11 protein-coding genes are annotated in these 16,813 nt (G+C 43.9%); 6 read left to right on the plus strand and 5 right to left on the minus strand.

Annotation, left to right across the window (positions count from 1 at the left end; genetic code table 11):
• Window positions 1-78: 78 nt before the first annotated feature.
• The 4 genes from NI464_RS04625 to putA form a co-directional block, all read right to left on the minus strand.
• A complete protein-coding gene (locus NI464_RS04625; protein WP_026055785.1) occupies window positions 79-639 on the minus strand; it encodes a lecithin retinol acyltransferase family protein in 561 nt (186 codons plus the stop codon).
• Window positions 640-1,027: 388 nt separating this feature from the next.
• On the minus strand, window positions 1,028-1,249 hold the full coding sequence (locus NI464_RS04630) for a hypothetical protein (protein ID WP_253137856.1): 222 nt from the start codon (window positions 1,247-1,249) through the stop codon (window positions 1,028-1,030).
• A 243-nt stretch (window positions 1,250-1,492) separates the two neighbouring features.
• Window positions 1,493-2,575 carry a tRNA (uridine(54)-C5)-methyltransferase TrmA gene (gene trmA / locus NI464_RS04635; RefSeq protein ID WP_253137857.1) on the minus strand — a complete coding sequence of 361 codons (1,083 nt, stop codon included), beginning with the start codon at window positions 2,573-2,575 and terminating at the stop codon, window positions 1,493-1,495.
• A 184-nt stretch (window positions 2,576-2,759) separates the two neighbouring features.
• A complete protein-coding gene (putA, locus tag NI464_RS04640; protein ID WP_253137858.1) occupies window positions 2,760-6,515 on the minus strand; it encodes a trifunctional transcriptional regulator/proline dehydrogenase/L-glutamate gamma-semialdehyde dehydrogenase in 3,756 nt (1,251 codons plus the stop codon).
• A 118-nt stretch (window positions 6,516-6,633) separates the two neighbouring features.
• Between putA and NI464_RS04645 the strand changes: the two genes are divergently transcribed.
• Window positions 6,634-7,128 carry an Lrp/AsnC ligand binding domain-containing protein gene (locus tag NI464_RS04645; RefSeq protein ID WP_114540748.1) on the plus strand — a complete coding sequence of 165 codons (495 nt, stop codon included), beginning with the start codon at window positions 6,634-6,636 and terminating at the stop codon, window positions 7,126-7,128.
• Between the two features lie 65 nt (window positions 7,129-7,193).
• On the opposite strand, the gene putP is transcribed toward NI464_RS04645, so the two are convergent.
• A complete protein-coding gene (gene putP / locus NI464_RS04650) occupies window positions 7,194-8,702 on the minus strand; it encodes a sodium/proline symporter PutP (RefSeq protein ID WP_114540747.1) in 1,509 nt (502 codons plus the stop codon).
• A gap of 421 nt (window positions 8,703-9,123) precedes the next feature.
• Between putP and NI464_RS04655 the strand changes: the two genes are divergently transcribed.
• From NI464_RS04655 to NI464_RS04675, 5 genes are all read left to right on the plus strand, one after another.
• Window positions 9,124-10,566, plus strand: a complete 1,443-nt coding sequence (locus NI464_RS04655) for an aspartate ammonia-lyase (protein WP_253137868.1) — start codon at window positions 9,124-9,126, stop codon at window positions 10,564-10,566.
• 129 nt (window positions 10,567-10,695) lie between these two features.
• Entirely contained in the window at window positions 10,696-11,061 is a 366-nt protein-coding gene (locus NI464_RS04660; RefSeq protein ID WP_224215750.1) for a hypothetical protein, read from the plus strand.
• A gap of 123 nt (window positions 11,062-11,184) precedes the next feature.
• Complete coding sequence (mfd, locus tag NI464_RS04665) at window positions 11,185-14,643, plus strand: transcription-repair coupling factor (protein ID WP_253137859.1); 3,459 nt, start codon at window positions 11,185-11,187, stop codon at window positions 14,641-14,643.
• Between the two features lie 229 nt (window positions 14,644-14,872).
• Window positions 14,873-15,307: an HIT domain-containing protein gene (locus tag NI464_RS04670; protein WP_004646760.1), complete on the plus strand. Its 435-nt coding sequence runs from the start codon at window positions 14,873-14,875 to the stop codon at window positions 15,305-15,307.
• Window positions 15,308-15,363: 56 nt separating this feature from the next.
• Window positions 15,364-16,809: an adenylate/guanylate cyclase domain-containing protein gene (locus tag NI464_RS04675; protein WP_253137860.1), complete on the plus strand. Its 1,446-nt coding sequence runs from the start codon at window positions 15,364-15,366 to the stop codon at window positions 16,807-16,809.
• Window positions 16,810-16,813 lie beyond the last annotated feature (4 nt).

The following is a 16,813-nucleotide window of genomic DNA, read 5'->3' on the forward strand; positions in this document are numbered from 1 at the left end:
TTATCTGAATCTTCAAAATGTAAACACGAACTTAAAATTTCTTGCTCACAAAAAATCATCGGCAGGCTGAGCTTTAAATTAACGATGTTTAAGATTGGTCAGGTCTGACACTTTAGTTTTAGCCTGATCTTGCAATTCACGGTATTGTTGCAAACGCAGATTGGCTTTATCTCTGAGCTTCTTCTTGATGTACAGCGCCAATGCGAAACTGGTGGTGGTCAGGGTCAGGAACATGCTGTTCATAAAACTCATCATCGAGCTGATATAACCAATCGTGGTCAGACGATTCATCATATAAATCACTTGCGGGCTGCTTTCTACGCCGGTAATGGCCCAGGTACACAAATGTTCGCAATTATTAATAATCAAATGATAGTTATTTTCATGCATTCTGGATCGCATGCGGCGCACCACTTTACGACCTTTATATTTTGCTGAGTCATAATGCTGCATATGAATCGGTTTGCCATGACTGAATTTTTCAATCGAGGTGATTTCAATGGGGCGTTTCTTGAATAAATGCGCAAAGCCGGAATAATGAATGACACGACCACGTCCGGCGTAAATCCCATGATGGGTATAACCGAAATGTTTAACCATAAGGTGTGCGCCTATGGGAAACCGTTTAGTCTGTTGCATATCAGAATTAAGCCATTTAAAAAGCATTGTCGTTTAATAGGAAGTGTACTGTGTTTTGCTAAATTAATCGATGCCTTGCCTGAGTTTCAGATCAGAATTGAAGAGTTATTAAGCCAAATTTAAAGGGATTTAAAGAAAGCAGAATTTAGAACATATTCTTCTGATAAAGGTTTTAAATAGCCTAAGCAAGCCTTAACATTTCTTCAAATCAAAGGGGATCAAATGAGTTGTTTAGAGTTTTCCTGCCTGATCTCTGAAGTTTTAAAGTTGGAGTTAATAAACTATGCTGAAATAGAGAAGACCAAACCCTTCAACTATAAACTTTCAAGCATAAAAAAAGCACCTGACTACGCAAGTGCTTTCTTTATACGGCTGTAATCTTGGCCGATTACTGCAATGGCAAGTGCTGAAGTTCATTCAGTTCTTTACGGCTATAGCCGCGAGATACCAGAACCTTTTTAATTCCGATGATTTCTTCATCAGTGGCTTTAGAAAGTGCTTCAAGAAGCTGTTCATTTGTCTTGCAAGAGCAATCATTTTCAACACAAGCAATTTGATTCTTGTGTTCATTGTGTTGTTCATTAGAAAACAACTTTTGCCAAAAACTCATAGAGCCTTCATACAACAACCTAACATAGAGTGAAATATAGCCAATTAAATAAATAAAGCAATAGGATCTATGTGATAAAAGCAGCAGTCAGGCTAGAAAATTTCCGATTGAAGCCCGAAGGTCTAACGATATTTCTTGCTGTACAAGTCAATATTTATTATTAAACATATGATTTTAAATATAAAAAATGGAGCTTTAAAAAGCTCCATTATTGTAACAATATAATAAATTGAAACAAACTCTTTATACTTTTTCCAATAAGACACCCGTCTCAACATGGTGCGTATACGGGAACTGGTCAAACATGGCGAACTTGCTGATTCTATGCGTTTGAGACAACTGTTTCAGATTGTCATATAAGGTATCTGGATTACAAGAAATGTAAATAATACGCTGGAAACGCTGTAACAGTTTCAGCGTTTCATCATCAATACCAGCACGCGGTGGATCGACAAATACCGTATCAAAGTCATAAGTCGAAATGTCAATTTGTGCTTCCTGCAAACGACGGAAAACACGTTCGCCATTATAGGCTTGAGTGAATTCTTCGGCAGACAGACGCGCAACCTGAATATTTTCAATCCGGTTCTGCTCAATATTCCACTCAGCTGCATAAACTGAAGATTTGGCTAATTCAGTGGCCAATACACGGCGGAACTTGGTTGAAAGCGGTAGGGTGAAGTTACCATTGCCACAATAGAGCTCAAGCAAATCTTTATCTGATTGTTCCGCTGCATCACATGCCCATTCTAGCATTTTTTGACAAACTTGTGCATTTGGCTGGGTAAAACTGCTTTCGATCTGCTTGTATTGATAACGACGGTCAAAGACCGATAGCTCTTCCACCACATATTCATCAGTCAGGACGAATTTCTGGCCACGGCTGCGGCCAATCAGTTTAATATTCAGCTTTTCCGCCAGGGCTTTCGCGGCAGGTTCCCAGCTTTCATCCAGCTTGCGGTGATAAATCAGGGATACCAGAACCTGACCACTTAAAGTCGCCAGAAAATGGACTTCAAACAGGCGATGACCCAGATTAGCATCCGCCTTGAATGCTTCAAGTAATTGTGGCATCAAGTCATTAATGCTGCGGTCTGCAATTAGAAATTCATCAATACGAATCACTTTTTTATTGTTGTTTTCGTCACGTTCAAACATGGCATAAAACAGATCATCTTCAGTATGCCAGATCCGAAATTCAGCACGCATGCGGAAATATTTTTCAGGAGACTGGAATACTTCTAAAGCAGGTGGTTGATATTCGGCAAACTGAGCGCTGATGCGTTCAATTTTGGCTTCAAGTTGTTGCTGATAAGATGAAGTCATATGCAGTAAGAAATCGCAAATATTTTAAAGCACAAATGGTAGCAAAAAATTGCCGATCTGCCTAAGCCTATTGTAGTCGAGCCGCTTTAAAAGCTGCATAAAAAAGACCAAACCTTCTGAGGAGAGAGGTTTGGCCATCAAGAGGAAAGATTTAAGCTAAAAATGCTGAGATGATTGGACTGATTTAGAGATTATCCATCGTCATCAAGCTGGCATTACCGCCTGCCGCCGCCGTGTTGATACTGATAGCGCGTTCAATCACAAATCGCTCGACCGGAATATCATAGTTGCCCGAACTTAAATGGGTGATACCAATAATCGGACCTTTTCGGGTTGCAATGCGCTTCTGCAAATCAATCAATTCAGAGGTGTCACTATGATGCAGGACGGCATCAAATATCCCTGTTTCAATATCCCGGACCACTTTAAATTGCTTGCTGATCGCGGCTGGCATGGTTGGTAAATATTTCAGAATAAAAGTATTGTCAGCTAGGAATGCAGGACGACTGCCGACCGATAAAATTGCCAGAATTTGCTGAATCTGGTCTTGCTCCGTGTGTGCCAAAGATAGAACACTTTCTCGTGGCAAGATTAGGTACTGATTTTCCTCACCGGTTGGACCTTGCAGGCTAAAGCTTTGACCAGTCGCAATTTGCATAGGTGCTTTTAAAGATAAAGTTGGGAAAGTTTTAGCTACCCAGACTTTAAACTCCTGAACAAGTTTATTTTCAACAAGTGCTGGACCCGCTTGAACTGCATAAGGCTGCGCCAGTTTTTTCTCGGATACTTGATGCATTAAACGGTAGATATACAACGGGCCACCTGCTTTCGGGCCGGTGCCAGACAGACCTTCGCCACCAAAGGGCTGGACGCCCACGACCGCACCAACGATATTGCGGTTGATATACAGGTTGCCGACTTCTGCTCGCGCAATCACGGTTTGCATGGTTTCATCAATGCGCGTGTGCAAACCCATAGTCAGGCCATAACCCTTGCTGTTGATCTGATCTAACAACTGTTCCAGTTCGCCATATTTATAGCTGATCAGATGCAGTACCGGGCCAAACACTTCACGTTCCAGATCATCCAGATTTGGCAGTTCAATCAGGGTTGGTACAATGAATGTTCCTGAAGTTAATTCTGTCTGGTCTTGATTAAACGTCAACTGATGAACTTTATGACCTTTGCTGCGCATCTGCTCAATATGCTTTTGGATATTTTGTTGGGCTTCTGCATCAATCACTGGACCAATATCGGTTTTCAGCAAGACCGGATTGCCAACGCGCAACTGTTGCATGGCACCTTTGAGCATGTTGCGAACAGCCTCCAGATTATCCTCTTGCACACAAAGGACACGCAGGGCAGAACAGCGCTGACCGGCACTGTCATAGGCAGAGCTCACAACATCCAACACCACCTGTTCAGTCAATGCAGATGAATCCACAATCATAGCGTTTTGACCACCAGTTTCAGCAATCAGGGTGACGCTTTCTCCAAACTGGTTTATTCGTTCTGCCACGGTTTTTTGCAGAATTTGGGCGACCTCGGTGGAACCGGTAAACATGATGCCCTGAATACGTGGATCTGCACTGAGCTGTGCACCAATGGTTTCACCACGGCCCGGCAATAGCTGTAACACATCCTGCGGAATGCCGGCTTCCCATAAAATCTGTACGGCTTGTGCTGCAATGAGCGGTGTTTGTTCAGCCGGTTTGGCAATCACGGTATTGCCAGCGACCAGCGCTGCTGAAATCTGACCGGTAAAAATCGCCAGCGGGAAGTTCCATGGACTGATACATAGAACGGTGCCTAAAGACTGGATCTGTACATTGTCACTGAGATCCAAAACTTGAGCTGCATAGTAACGCAAGAAATCTACCGCCTCACGTACTTCGGCAATCGCATTGGCATAGGTTTTACCTGCTTCGCGAGAAAGAAGAACCATGAGCGGAAGCAAACGCTGTTCCATCAGTTCTGCGGCTTTATTCAGGCAGGCAGCACGCTCATTTTTTGGCAGATTGGCCCAGAAACTTTGTGCATTAACTGCTTGAGTGAGTGCAATTTCGGCCTGTTCAGAAGTTGCTTCATAGACTGTGCCGACCACATCCTGATGGTGTGCTGGATTGATCACTGGAACTGCATGGGGCGTATCCACGCTGCTAAATGCCGTTCCCATAGCAGCTGACTGAAATTGCGTATTTGCCAGACTGGATGCGACTTCATTTAAAATACTGAGTTCAGCATCATTGGCCAAATCGAGTCCTGAAGAGTTCAATCGTGCATCGGTATAAAGATCTTGCGGATAGGGAATCTGGGGATGCTTGGCACCCATCACGCCTTCTTGTTTTGATGCCTTTAAAATGGTTTGCTGTGGATTTTCAATCAAATCTTCAATTTTCAAGGTTTTGTCAGCAATACGATTGACGAAGGAGGTATTGGCACCATTTTCCAGTAAGCGGCGCACCAGATAAGCCAGCAAGGTTTCATGATTGCCGACTGGCGCATAAATCCGGCAGGGTACACCCAGTTTATTTTTCGCTGGATCGCCCACGACATTTTCATATAGCGGTTCGCCCATGCCATGCAGACATTGGAACTCATATTGGCCAGCATAATACTGCTCAGGTTGCGCCAGTTGATAGATCGTCGCTACCGTTTGTGCATTGTGTGTGGCAAATTGCGGGTAGATATAATCCGGTTCAGCCAACAGCTTACGCGCACAGGCGATATAAGATAGATCGGTATGAACCTTGCGGGTAAATACGGGATAATCCGACATTCCATCAATCTGGGCCTTTTTGATTTCGCTATCCCAATACGCGCCTTTGACCAGACGAATCATCAGGCGTTTCTGGCTGCGCTTCGCCAGATCAATGATGTAATCCACCACATAGAAGCAGCGTTTCTGATAAGCCTGAATTACAAAGCCAATGCCTTTCCAGTCCTGCAATTGCGGTTCAAAACACAGACGTTCTAATAATTCCAGCGAAATTTCAAGGCGATCGCTTTCTTCAGCATCGATATTTAAACCAATATTGTATTGCTTGGACAAGACCGCGAGTTTCAGTACTTTTGCATAGAGCTCATCATGCACGCGATCCATTTGTGAACGCTGATAACGTGGGTGCAGCGCAGAGAGCTTGATAGAAATTCCAGGCCCGTCATAAACATCTTTATCCTGTGATGCTTGACCAATAGCATGAATGGCTTGCTGATAATCCTGATAATAACGTTCAGCATCCGGATCGGTCAGTGCTGCTTCACCCAGCATGTCATAGGAATAGCGAAAGCCTTTTTCTTCCAACGGTTCGGCATTTTTCAGGGCTTCATCAATGGTTTCACCCGTGACAAACTGCTCGCCCATCATGCGCATGGCAACATCGACAGCCTTACGGATAATCCCGCGGCCACTGCGTGCCAAAAGACCGGTCAATAAGCTAGACAGGCTTTTTTGCTGTGGGGTTTCCATCAGCTTGCCGGTCAGCATCAGTCCCCAGGCTGCTGCATTCACAAACATCAATTGGCTCTGGCCCAAATGTTCTTTCCAGTTACCTTGATTGATTTTGTCTCGAATCAGTAGGTCACGTGTGGCTTTGTCTGGAATCCGCAGCAAGGCTTCTGCCAGACACATTAGGGCAATGCCTTCCTGAGAGGATAAAGAAAATTCCTGCAATAAGCCTTGGACAATACCGGCTTTCCCAGTGGAACTTTTACGTTCACGTAAGGAATGTGCGAGATCAAAGGCAAGCGCCTGAATCTTGTCACTTATTTCGGAAGAAATTTCACTATGGGCCAATAACTCTTCGACGCATTCAGTTTCAGCACGACGCCATGCCGTATTAATACGTTCTTCGTATTGGTTTTTGTGTTTAAATTCAGCAATATAATTCGAGTGCTGGGCTGAATCTAAAATTGAATCTGGGCGGAGAGTGGTTGGCATAGTGACTTCCTGTACTGCGTCAATCAGTTCTTTGAGGTGAATGAGTTTTAATCTATAATCACAGAATATTTGACGAATATCTCACTATAGTTTTCTATTTTTTTAGAGAATAATTCTAATGCCAAGTCCTTATTTGAACCTTGACCGTATAGATATTAGTATACTGGGTTTATTGCAATCCGATGCCAAGCTATCCAATATCAAACTGGCTGAACTGGTCAATTTGTCGCCTACAGCAGCCTTGGCGCGTGTACAAAAGCTGACCCGGGAAGGTTTTATTGTGGGCTATGAAGCGCGCCTCAATCCAGTCATGTTGAATAATGGTTTTGTGGTCTTTGTTGAAATTTTATTGGATAAAACCACGCCGAATGTTTTAGATGAATTTTCCCATGCTGTGCGGCAGATTCCTGAAATTATCGAGTGTCATATGATCAGTGGCGGTTTTGATTTCGTGGTAAAAATCCGCTGTGCCAATATGGATGAATTCCGGAAAATCTCTGGTCAGATCTTGTGGCAATTGCCCGGAATTAAAGAAACGCGCAGTTATCCGGTGATGGAAGTGATTAAAGAAAGTCAGCAGATCCATCTGAAAATGCCGGGAAAAGCCAAATAATTAGCAGTAAATTAAAATCAAAAAAGGGACTCGAAAGTCCCTTTAATTTATGCTGAAAAAAATATTTATTTTTTCATTTCCGCCATTTCTTTTTGATACTCGGCTTTAGCCATTTCAAAACGATGAACCACATCTTCGCTAGGTGCTTTATCCAGCAGGCTGACGATGACAATACTGAGGGTAGCCAGAATAAAGCCCGGAATAATCTCATACAGACCGGTATCACCCATGTAATTTTTCCAGACAATTACAGTCACGGCACCGACCACCATACCGACAATCGCGCCGTTGAGGGTCATTCGTTTCCAGAATAGCGACAAGATAATCAGTGGGCCAAATGCGGCACCAAAACCTGCCCAGGCATAAGCCACCAGTCCTAAAACCTTACTATTCGGATTAATCGCCAGTGAAATGGCAATCAGGGCAATCACCAAGACCATGCCACGACCGACCCAGATCAGTTCTTTCTGTGAGGCATTTTTACGCAGGAAACTCTTATATAAATCTTCGGTCAGGGTGGTAGAGCAGACCAAAAGCTGACAGCTCAAGGTACTCATAATTGCCGCCAAGATAGCAGCCAGAATGATTCCTGCAATCCACGGATTAAACAGAATTTTGGTCAACTCCATAAATACCGTTTCAGGGTTTTGATTGACCACCGAGGCCAATGCGGGATTGACACTGAAGTAGGCAATACCGATATAACCGGCAGCCACTGCACCGCCTAGGCATAGAATCATCCAGGTCATGCCAATACGGCGTGCAGCAGGAATGGTTTTGACCGAATCTGCTGCCATAAAACGCACCAGAATATGCGGCTGACCAAAATAACCCAAGCCCCAAGCCAGACTGGAAATAATCGCAACGGTGCTTAAACCTTCAAGCATGCTTGAAGCATGTGGGCGAGCCGATTCAAGGATGACACTCACTTGCTGGCTGTTGTCGCCCAGAGCCAAGAAGGTAATGATCGGAGTCAGCAATAAGGCAAAAATCATCAAACCGGCTTGGAATGTATCTGTCCAGCTGATCGCCAAAAAGCCACCAATACAAACATAAAGAATCGTCGCCATCGCACCAATCACAAGCGCTGTGGTGTAATCCCAGCCAAACAGGCTTTCAAACAGTCGTGCACCTGCGACCATGCCTGAGGCACAATAAATTGCAAAGAACACCAGAATCACCAAGGCAGACAAGACCCGTAAAATACGTTTACGATCGGAAAAACGGCTGGTGAAATAATCCGGCAAGGTCAGGGCATTGTTCTGATATTCGGTATGGGCACGCAGTCGACCTGCCACCAGTAACCAGTTCAGCCATGCACCGATAATCAAACCGATTGCAATCCAGGCTTCTGACAGGCCAGACAGGTAAATGGCTCCCGGAAGACCCATCAACAGCCAGCCACTCATATCCGATGCGCCCGCTGAAAGTGCAGTGACCACACTGCCCAGACTCCGTCCACCTAGAATATATTCGTCAAAATTGGAGGTGGCACGATAAGCATATAAACCGATTGCAATCATGGCGATAATATAAAACATGAAGGTAATCAGGGTGGGGTTTAAATAAGTCATAGGCAGGTCATCCTGTAAATATGGAAATCATCGTCCAAGATGATTTTTTGTACTGAGATCGCAAGGAGGTGATTCAAGCATGGTTTAAAAATTACACTCTGTAACAATTACACAGCTTTTATGTATACCTATTGTAAATAGAGTAGTAATTCACTGAAATTGAATTAGGAATAACTTAAGCGGATAAAAGGCAATACGACGTCGAATTCAGGGGAAAAGTGGAAATTTTGAATAAATAATGAAAATATTTGAATTTTAGCTAACTGCTTACACAATCTTACAAAACTCACAGCTTTAGCGTATTGGTAATAAATCGTAGCAAATCTAGGTTAAAGTCTTCCTATTAGGCCTGTATTTGTTTGCTCATATTAATGTCACACCAAATACGGTGCATCGCCAAGAGTATTTTTTAGTGGACAATATGCTTCAAATCGAACCGACCCGCATTGAACGTGATTTATTGGGGGAAAAACAAATCCCGTTGCATAGCTATTATGGTATTCATACCTTACGTGCCATCGAAAATTTTAAGATTTCTGGATTGGCGGTGGGGCAACAAACGCATTTTATTCGTGCTTTGGCCCAAGTGAAAAAAGCTTCGGCACAGGCCAATCTGCATTTTCAAAAATTGTCCGAGCAGACCAGCACTGCCATTCAAAAAGCTTGTGATGAATTGATTCAGCATCCGGAAGCGTGGCAAGCGGCATTTCCACTCGATCCTTATCAGGGCGGTGCCGGAACCTCCATCAATATGAATGCCAATGAGGTAATTGCCAATATTGCACTTGAAATGTCGGGCCATCAGAAAGGCGATTATCACATTCTGCATCCGAATGATCATGTGAATACCTCGCAATCGACCAATGATGTCTATCCAACGGCTTTGCGTCTGGCGACCTATAGCAGTCTGGATGAATTGTTGAGCGTGCTTAAAGCATTGATTGACTGTATTGACCATAAAGCTGCCGAATTTGAATATGTCATCAAGATGGGACGTACCCAGTTACAAGATGCCGTGCCGATGACCAGGGAACAGGAATTCCGGGCATTTGCCACCTTATTAAAAGAAGACCTGAAGCTGATTGGGCAGATGCGACAGTTATTGCTAGAAGTCAATTTAGGCGCCACTGCCATTGGGACCGGGGTGAATACACCACTGGGCTATGCCAAGCGGGTGGTGGAAATCTTGGCGCACCTGACAGGTCTACCTTTAAAAGGAGCGGCAGATTATGTCGAGGCGACCAGCGATTGTGGCGTCTTTATTATTTTGTCGAGCAGTTTAAAACGTCTGGCAGTGAAACTGTCCAAAATCTGTAATGACTTGCGCTTGCTCAGCTCAGGGCCGCGTACAGGTCTGGCTGAAATCCGTTTACCTGAATTACAGGCAGGTTCTTCGATCATGCCGGCAAAAATCAATCCGGTGATTCCGGAAGTGGTCAATCAGATTGCCTTTCGGGTGATTGGTAATGATTTAACCATTACTATGGCTGCGGAAGCCGGGCAGTTACAATTGAATGTTATGGAGCCTGTGATTGCCGTGGCGATGAATGAATCGATTCAATTATTGACCCAAGGCATGCAAACCCTGAATCAGAAATGTATTGCTGGCATTCAGGCCAATGAACAGATTTGTTTAAGTTCGGTCATGCGCAGTGTCGGGATCGTAACCTTGCTTGAACCGATATTGGGACATGCCAAATGCGATGAAATCGGCAAACAATGTATGCGGGAAAATAAAACCGTGCCGCAAGTAGTATTAGAGTTAGGTTTATTGAGTGAAGCGCAATTAGAAGAGATTTTTGCATTTGAAAATCTGGTGTCTGAAATCCCTTCAGCAGAGAATCAGCTCGAACAGGTTTCTTAACATACATATATCTATTAAATCGTCTGAAACAGCGAATCGCTGCTATTTTGATAATTTGCCTCAAGTTCAGGATGTGGATTTGAGGCATTTTCATCTAGACTAGAGCCTGAACTATATTTGGCTGGGTAAATGGCGATGTTTGATAAAATCAGTGCATTATTTAAAAGTAATAAACCGACTGCTGCACAGCTATATTTAGAAGAGCAGAATATCCAGTACGTAGAAGGTACAGGCTATATCGTCGATGATATTCAACTCAATCAGGAATTGGGTGCACGATTAGAGTATTTGTCGAATCGCCGTTTAAAACAGTTTGATGATTTAAAAGCGTTATATGACACCGCGATGCTGATCAATGAAAAAATTGATCTGGAAATTGCCCATCAGCGTTTTAATGCAAGTTTGGGGAATACCGAAGAGAACCTGCTGCAATTTAAAATGATCCTTAAGAAGTTAAATGATTATTATCGTAACTTTCTGCGCGATCAAAAATAAGCTGCAAAAGTGGCTTAAAATCGAAGTATATGGATGTGGCAAGACTGCATAAAAATAACAAAATATCCTGAGATCATCGTGCTAGTATAAGCCTCAGGTTATTTAGACTTTAAAGCTATATCCATGTTCCAGCAAGAAATTTCCCAACTCAATTTACCACAGCTCAAAGCAGGCGAGAAACGCTGGTTAGGCAATCTGCAAGGTTCCTCAACTGCATTATTGCTTAAAGAAATCGTGCAGCAGCAATCGCGCTTGTTCATCGTGATTGCACGTAATAATCAGCATTTGGGTCAACTGGAAAGTGAACTGGAATTTTATGGGATTAAACCCACGATTTTTCCGGATTGGGAAATCTTGCCTTATGATCGTCTCTCCCCACATCAGGATATTGTCTCGGAACGTCTGGCAATCTTATCCAATATGCCCAAAACTGGTGTACTGTTGTTGTCCGCCTCAACTTTGGCACAACGTGTGGCGCCAACCTCATGGATTCTGGGTGAGCATTTCGATATTCATGTCGGTCAGAAATTTGATCTGGAACAACAAAAGAAAAAGTTGATTCAGGCCGGTTATCATCTGGTCGATACCGTCTATGATCCAGGTGAATTCGCGGTACGCGGCAGTATCATGGATATCTACGCATCGGGACAGGAAGCACCAATTCGGATTGACCTGTTCGATGATGAAATTGAAAGCCTGAAATTTTTCGATTCCGAAACTCAGCGTACCACGCAAAGTTTGCAGCAGTTTACCGTATTGCCCGCTCAGGAATTTCCGCTTAAGGAAGGCCGTGCCACTTTTCGTGACCGCTATGCCGAATTTTTCCCGACCGCGAATCCAAAGAAAAACCCGATCTATCAGGATGTAATGGATGGCATAGTCTCGCCGGGAATCGAGTTTTATTTGCCCTTGTTTTTCAGCGCTGAAGCCATGCAAGGTCAAAGTTCGCTAATTTCGTACTTACCTGAGAATGGCATTGTCATTACAGATAAGGCTTTGGACGAAAGTCTGAGCCAGTTTTGGCAAGATGTAGTGCGCCGTTATGAAGATCGCCGCCACAATGTCGACCAACCGATCATGCCGCCTGAAAGCCTGTTCTTCCAGACCAATCAGGTTCTGGAGCAGCTGAATCAGTTTGCGCGCATCATTGCTGCACAAACGCCTTTTGATCAAAAAGCTGGGGTATTGAATCTTGATACCCAGTTGCCACCGCGTCTACCCGTAGACCCTAAACGTGAAAAACCGTTTCATGAAGTCAAAAAATACATTGATCAGGCCAATCATCCGGTATTGCTGGTGGCTGAAAGTGCTGGACGCCGGGAAAGCCTCAAAGATGCATTAAGACCAAGTCTGGGTGATATCCCCACGGTTGAAAATTTCGATAGTTTTATTCAATCTCTGTATGCAATTGCCATTACCAATGCGCCTTTAGAGCGCGGTCTGGTATTGACTGATCGCGTTAGTGTGATTTCTGAAAATCAGCTGTATGAACATCGGGTAGTACAGCGCCGTCGCAAGCGTCAGCAGGAAGTTTCCGAAGAGTTCCTGATCCGAAGTCTAACTGAGCTGACCATGGGCGCGCCTGTGGTGCATATCGATTATGGGGTCGGACGTTATGCCGGTCTGGTCACTTTAAGTATTGATGATCAGGATCACGAATTTTTGCAGCTGGATTATGCGGATGCCGCCAAAGTGTATGTGCCGGTGACCAATCTGCATTTAATCAGCCGGTATAGTGGTGGTGATCCGGATCTGGCACCGTTACATAAGCTCGGTACAGATGCTTGGAATAAAGCCAAACGTAAAGCACTGGAACAGATTCACGATGTCGCGGCCGAATTGCTGCATATTCAGGCACGGCGTTCTTCCAAACCTGGAATCAGTTTTGAAGTCGATCAAAGCCTGTATATGCAATTTTCTAGTGGCTTTGCCTATGAAGAAACACTGGATCAGGCCAATGCGATTGAAGCCACACTGCATGACATGCAGCAGGCCAAGCCGATGGATCGACTGGTGTGTGGTGATGTGGGTTTCGGCAAGACAGAAGTCGCGATGCGTGCCGCATTTGTTGCAGTGCAGAATAATCGGCAGGTGGCGATTCTGGTACCAACCACCTTGCTGGCACAGCAGCATTATGATTCATTCAAAGACCGCTTTGCCGACTGGCCGGTCCGGATTGAAGTGCTGTCACGTTTCGGTTCTTCCAAAGCACATACTAAGACCATTGACGACCTCATTGAAGGTAAAGTCGATATTGTGATTGGTACACATAAGATTTTGCAGGAAAATGTCCAGTTTAAGAATCTCGGTCTGATGATTGTCGATGAAGAGCATCGTTTCGGTGTGCGCGACAAGGAGCGAATCAAGGCCATGCGTGCCGATGTTGATATGCTGACACTGACTGCGACTCCAATTCCACGTACGCTGAATATGGCCTTTAGTGGCATGCGTGATCTGTCGATTATCGCCACACCGCCGGCACGCCGTCTTGCGGTGAAAACCTTTGTGCAGGAACATACCGATGACACCATTAAAGAAGCGATTCTGCGTGAATTGCTGCGCGGTGGTCAGGTTTATTTTCTGCATAATGAAGTTGATACAATCGATCGTGCCGCCGAGCATATCCGTAAACTGGTGCCGGAAGCGCGGGTGATTGTGGCCCACGGACAGATGCGTGAACGTGAACTGGAGCAGGTGATGCAGCAGTTCTATCACAAGGAATACAATGTTCTGGTATGTTCGACCATTATTGAAACCGGGATTGATGTTCCGAATGCCAACACCATTCTGATTGAACGTGCCGACAAACTGGGTCTGGCGCAATTACATCAGCTACGCGGACGTGTAGGGCGCTCACATCATCAGGCTTATGCATATTTGATGGTACCGTCATTAAAAGCCTTAAAAGGTGATGCAGAAAAACGTCTGGATGCCATTCAGCGTGCTTCAACTTTGGGTGCCGGTTTTATGCTGGCAACTGAAGATCTGGAAATTCGCGGCGCAGGTGAATTACTCGGTGAACAGCAGAGTGGTTCGATGCAGGCGATTGGTTATAGCCTGTATATGGAAATGCTGGAAAAAGCCACCAAAGCCATTCAAAAAGGTAAAACGCCAAACTTCGACGCACCATTGTCATTGACTGCCGAAATTACCCTGCATATGCCAGCACTGATTCCGGATGAATATCTGGGTGATGTGCATCAACGTCTGTTGTTCTATAAGCGTATCAGTAATACTGATACTCAGGAGAAGCTGGACAATATTCGGATGGAATTGATCGACCGTTTTGGCATACCGCCACAACCGGTCAAACAGCTCTTTGCCGTGCATCAGATTCGTCTCAAAGCCGAGCAGCTTGGCATCACCAAAATTGATATTAGTGCTCAAGGTGGGCATGTGGAATTCGCGCCAGATACCCCGGTTCAGGCCATGACCATTATCCAGATGATGCAGAAACATCCAACCTATTTCCGGATGAATGGCGGGCAACGTCTTAAGGTCATGGTCATGCTGGAAGATTACCAAAAGCGGATTCAGTTTATTCAGGATTTGCTGGACAGTCTATTGAAAGAAGTGGGCTAATTTGATTTAGACTAAATCAGTTTGAAAGTTCATGATACATTTCATTTTCATTGAAATTTTCAGGAATGATAAACCAGCTTTTTTTAATGAAATGTTCGAACAAATTCTCGTGATGCGCCTTGCAACAAATCATGAGAATTTGTCTTTAAACCCATTGCTTTCAATATTCAGCTTCGGTTGGATATGTTAGTATTAGCCATCATTCTAATTTTGCATCATTTATAAAGATATGTTTAGTTTGCATCCACAACTTGCTCAAGATACTTTTTTTGTAGGCGACTTTCCTTTGTCAACATGTCGTTTGATGAATGATATGCAATTTCCCTGGCTGATCCTGATTCCACGTGTGCCGGGTGTCTCTGAATTATATGAATTGAGCCAAGCTGACCAAGAGCAGTTTTTACGTGAATCAAGCTGGTTATCAAGCCAGCTGGCACGTGTTTTCCGTGCGGATAAAATGAATGTCGCGGCATTGGGCAATATGGTTCCGCAATTGCATTTTCATCATGTGGTTCGTTATCAGAACGATGTAGCATGGCCGAAGCCTGTTTGGGGTACACCAGCTGTTCCTTATAGCAGTGAAGTATTAGCACATATGCGTCAAACACTCATGCTGGCGCTACGTGGTCAAGGCGATATGCCATTTGACTGGCGTATGGACTGATTAGCCCCAAGTATTCCGAGATCTATGAACGATTGCGGATTTCAGGGAGTGACTGAATGCAATTAGACGACTGGATTCAAAAAGAACCACAACAGTTTGAATATTTTCATCGCTTGATGGGCTATATCATGCTGTCTCTGGTTTTGGTCGTCTTTCATTACACTGAACCGGATACTCAGTATCAGCTCTTTGTTCCTGTGTTTTTATTCCTGATTTTATTGATTAGCTCGAAACTGTCGCGCTGGTTGATCTATCGCCATGATTATCGTATTCGGCGCAATGTTCTTTTTCTGATTGATGTTATTGTCATTGTAGTGGTTTTAGCCGCAGTACAGCTGGATTTGGTATTGTCCTTGCTGGGTTTGGTGGCAATACTCTATACCGCGATCAGTAATAAAATTTCATTGATGATGGCTTCTCTGGCCAGTCTGGTCGGGATCACCGTTTTTTATCTGGCCAATATTCTGGTCTTTGGTTTTGGGACTTATTTTGAACCGACAAGCAGTGAACTAACGGTTTTAGGCTTCATCTGCCTGATTACCTATTTTGGTGTCGGAAGTTTTTATCAAAGTGGTCGTGTGCAATATATGACCCAGAAGAAAAATCATTATTTTGAACAGATGAACCGTTATATGGAATTTGCCAATCAGCTGAGTCGTTATGCACCTGTGCAGTTGTGGCAATCCATCATGAAAGGTGAATCTGAAGCGAAAATTGAATATAAGCGTAAAAAGTTAACAATTTTCTTCTCGGATATTCAAGGCTTCACAGAACTGTCTGAAACGCTTATTCCAGATGATTTAGCATTCTTGCTCAATGATTATTTGCGGCATATGACCGAAATCGCCAAAAATTATGAAGCGACTGTCGATAAATTCATGGGCGATGCCATCCTGATTTTCTTTGGTGATCCAAACTCTGAAGGCGTAGAGCAGGATGCCAAGAACTGTATGGAAATGGCGATTGCCATGCGTCAGCAAATGAAACTGCTACGTGAGCGCTGGATCAAAATGGGTTATCCGCCACTGCATATCCGTATGGGTATTTCGACCGGTTATTGCCACGTCGGGAATTATGGTGCGACGCATCGGATGGCCTATACCATTGTAGGACGGGATGCCAATCTGGCAGCGCGCTTACAGAGTGCAGCTGAAGTGGATGAAATCCTGATTTCGGAAGATACTCATAATCTGATCAAAAATGATTATTTATGTGCGCCGAAGAAACCAATTTTCTTGAAAGGCATTAAAGCACCGGTAAGAACTTGGCAGCTAATGGAAAAATATGCATCGCAGAAAGTTGAGTATCAACGTTGGTTCGACTATGAATATAAAGGCTTTCATTTACTGCTCAATCTGGACGAAGTACAAAACTTTGAATATCCAGAATTGATTCATGTACTGGAAAAAATGATTAAACGCATTGAAACTCAGCAGAAAATGACCAATTCACAAGGTATTGTCAAATTGAAGCTTGAGGATGAAGTAATTGAACACATTTAAAGTT

Source organism: Acinetobacter lwoffii, assembly GCF_024129685.1.
Taxonomy (GTDB): Bacteria; Pseudomonadota; Gammaproteobacteria; order Pseudomonadales; family Moraxellaceae; genus Acinetobacter; species Acinetobacter lwoffii_X.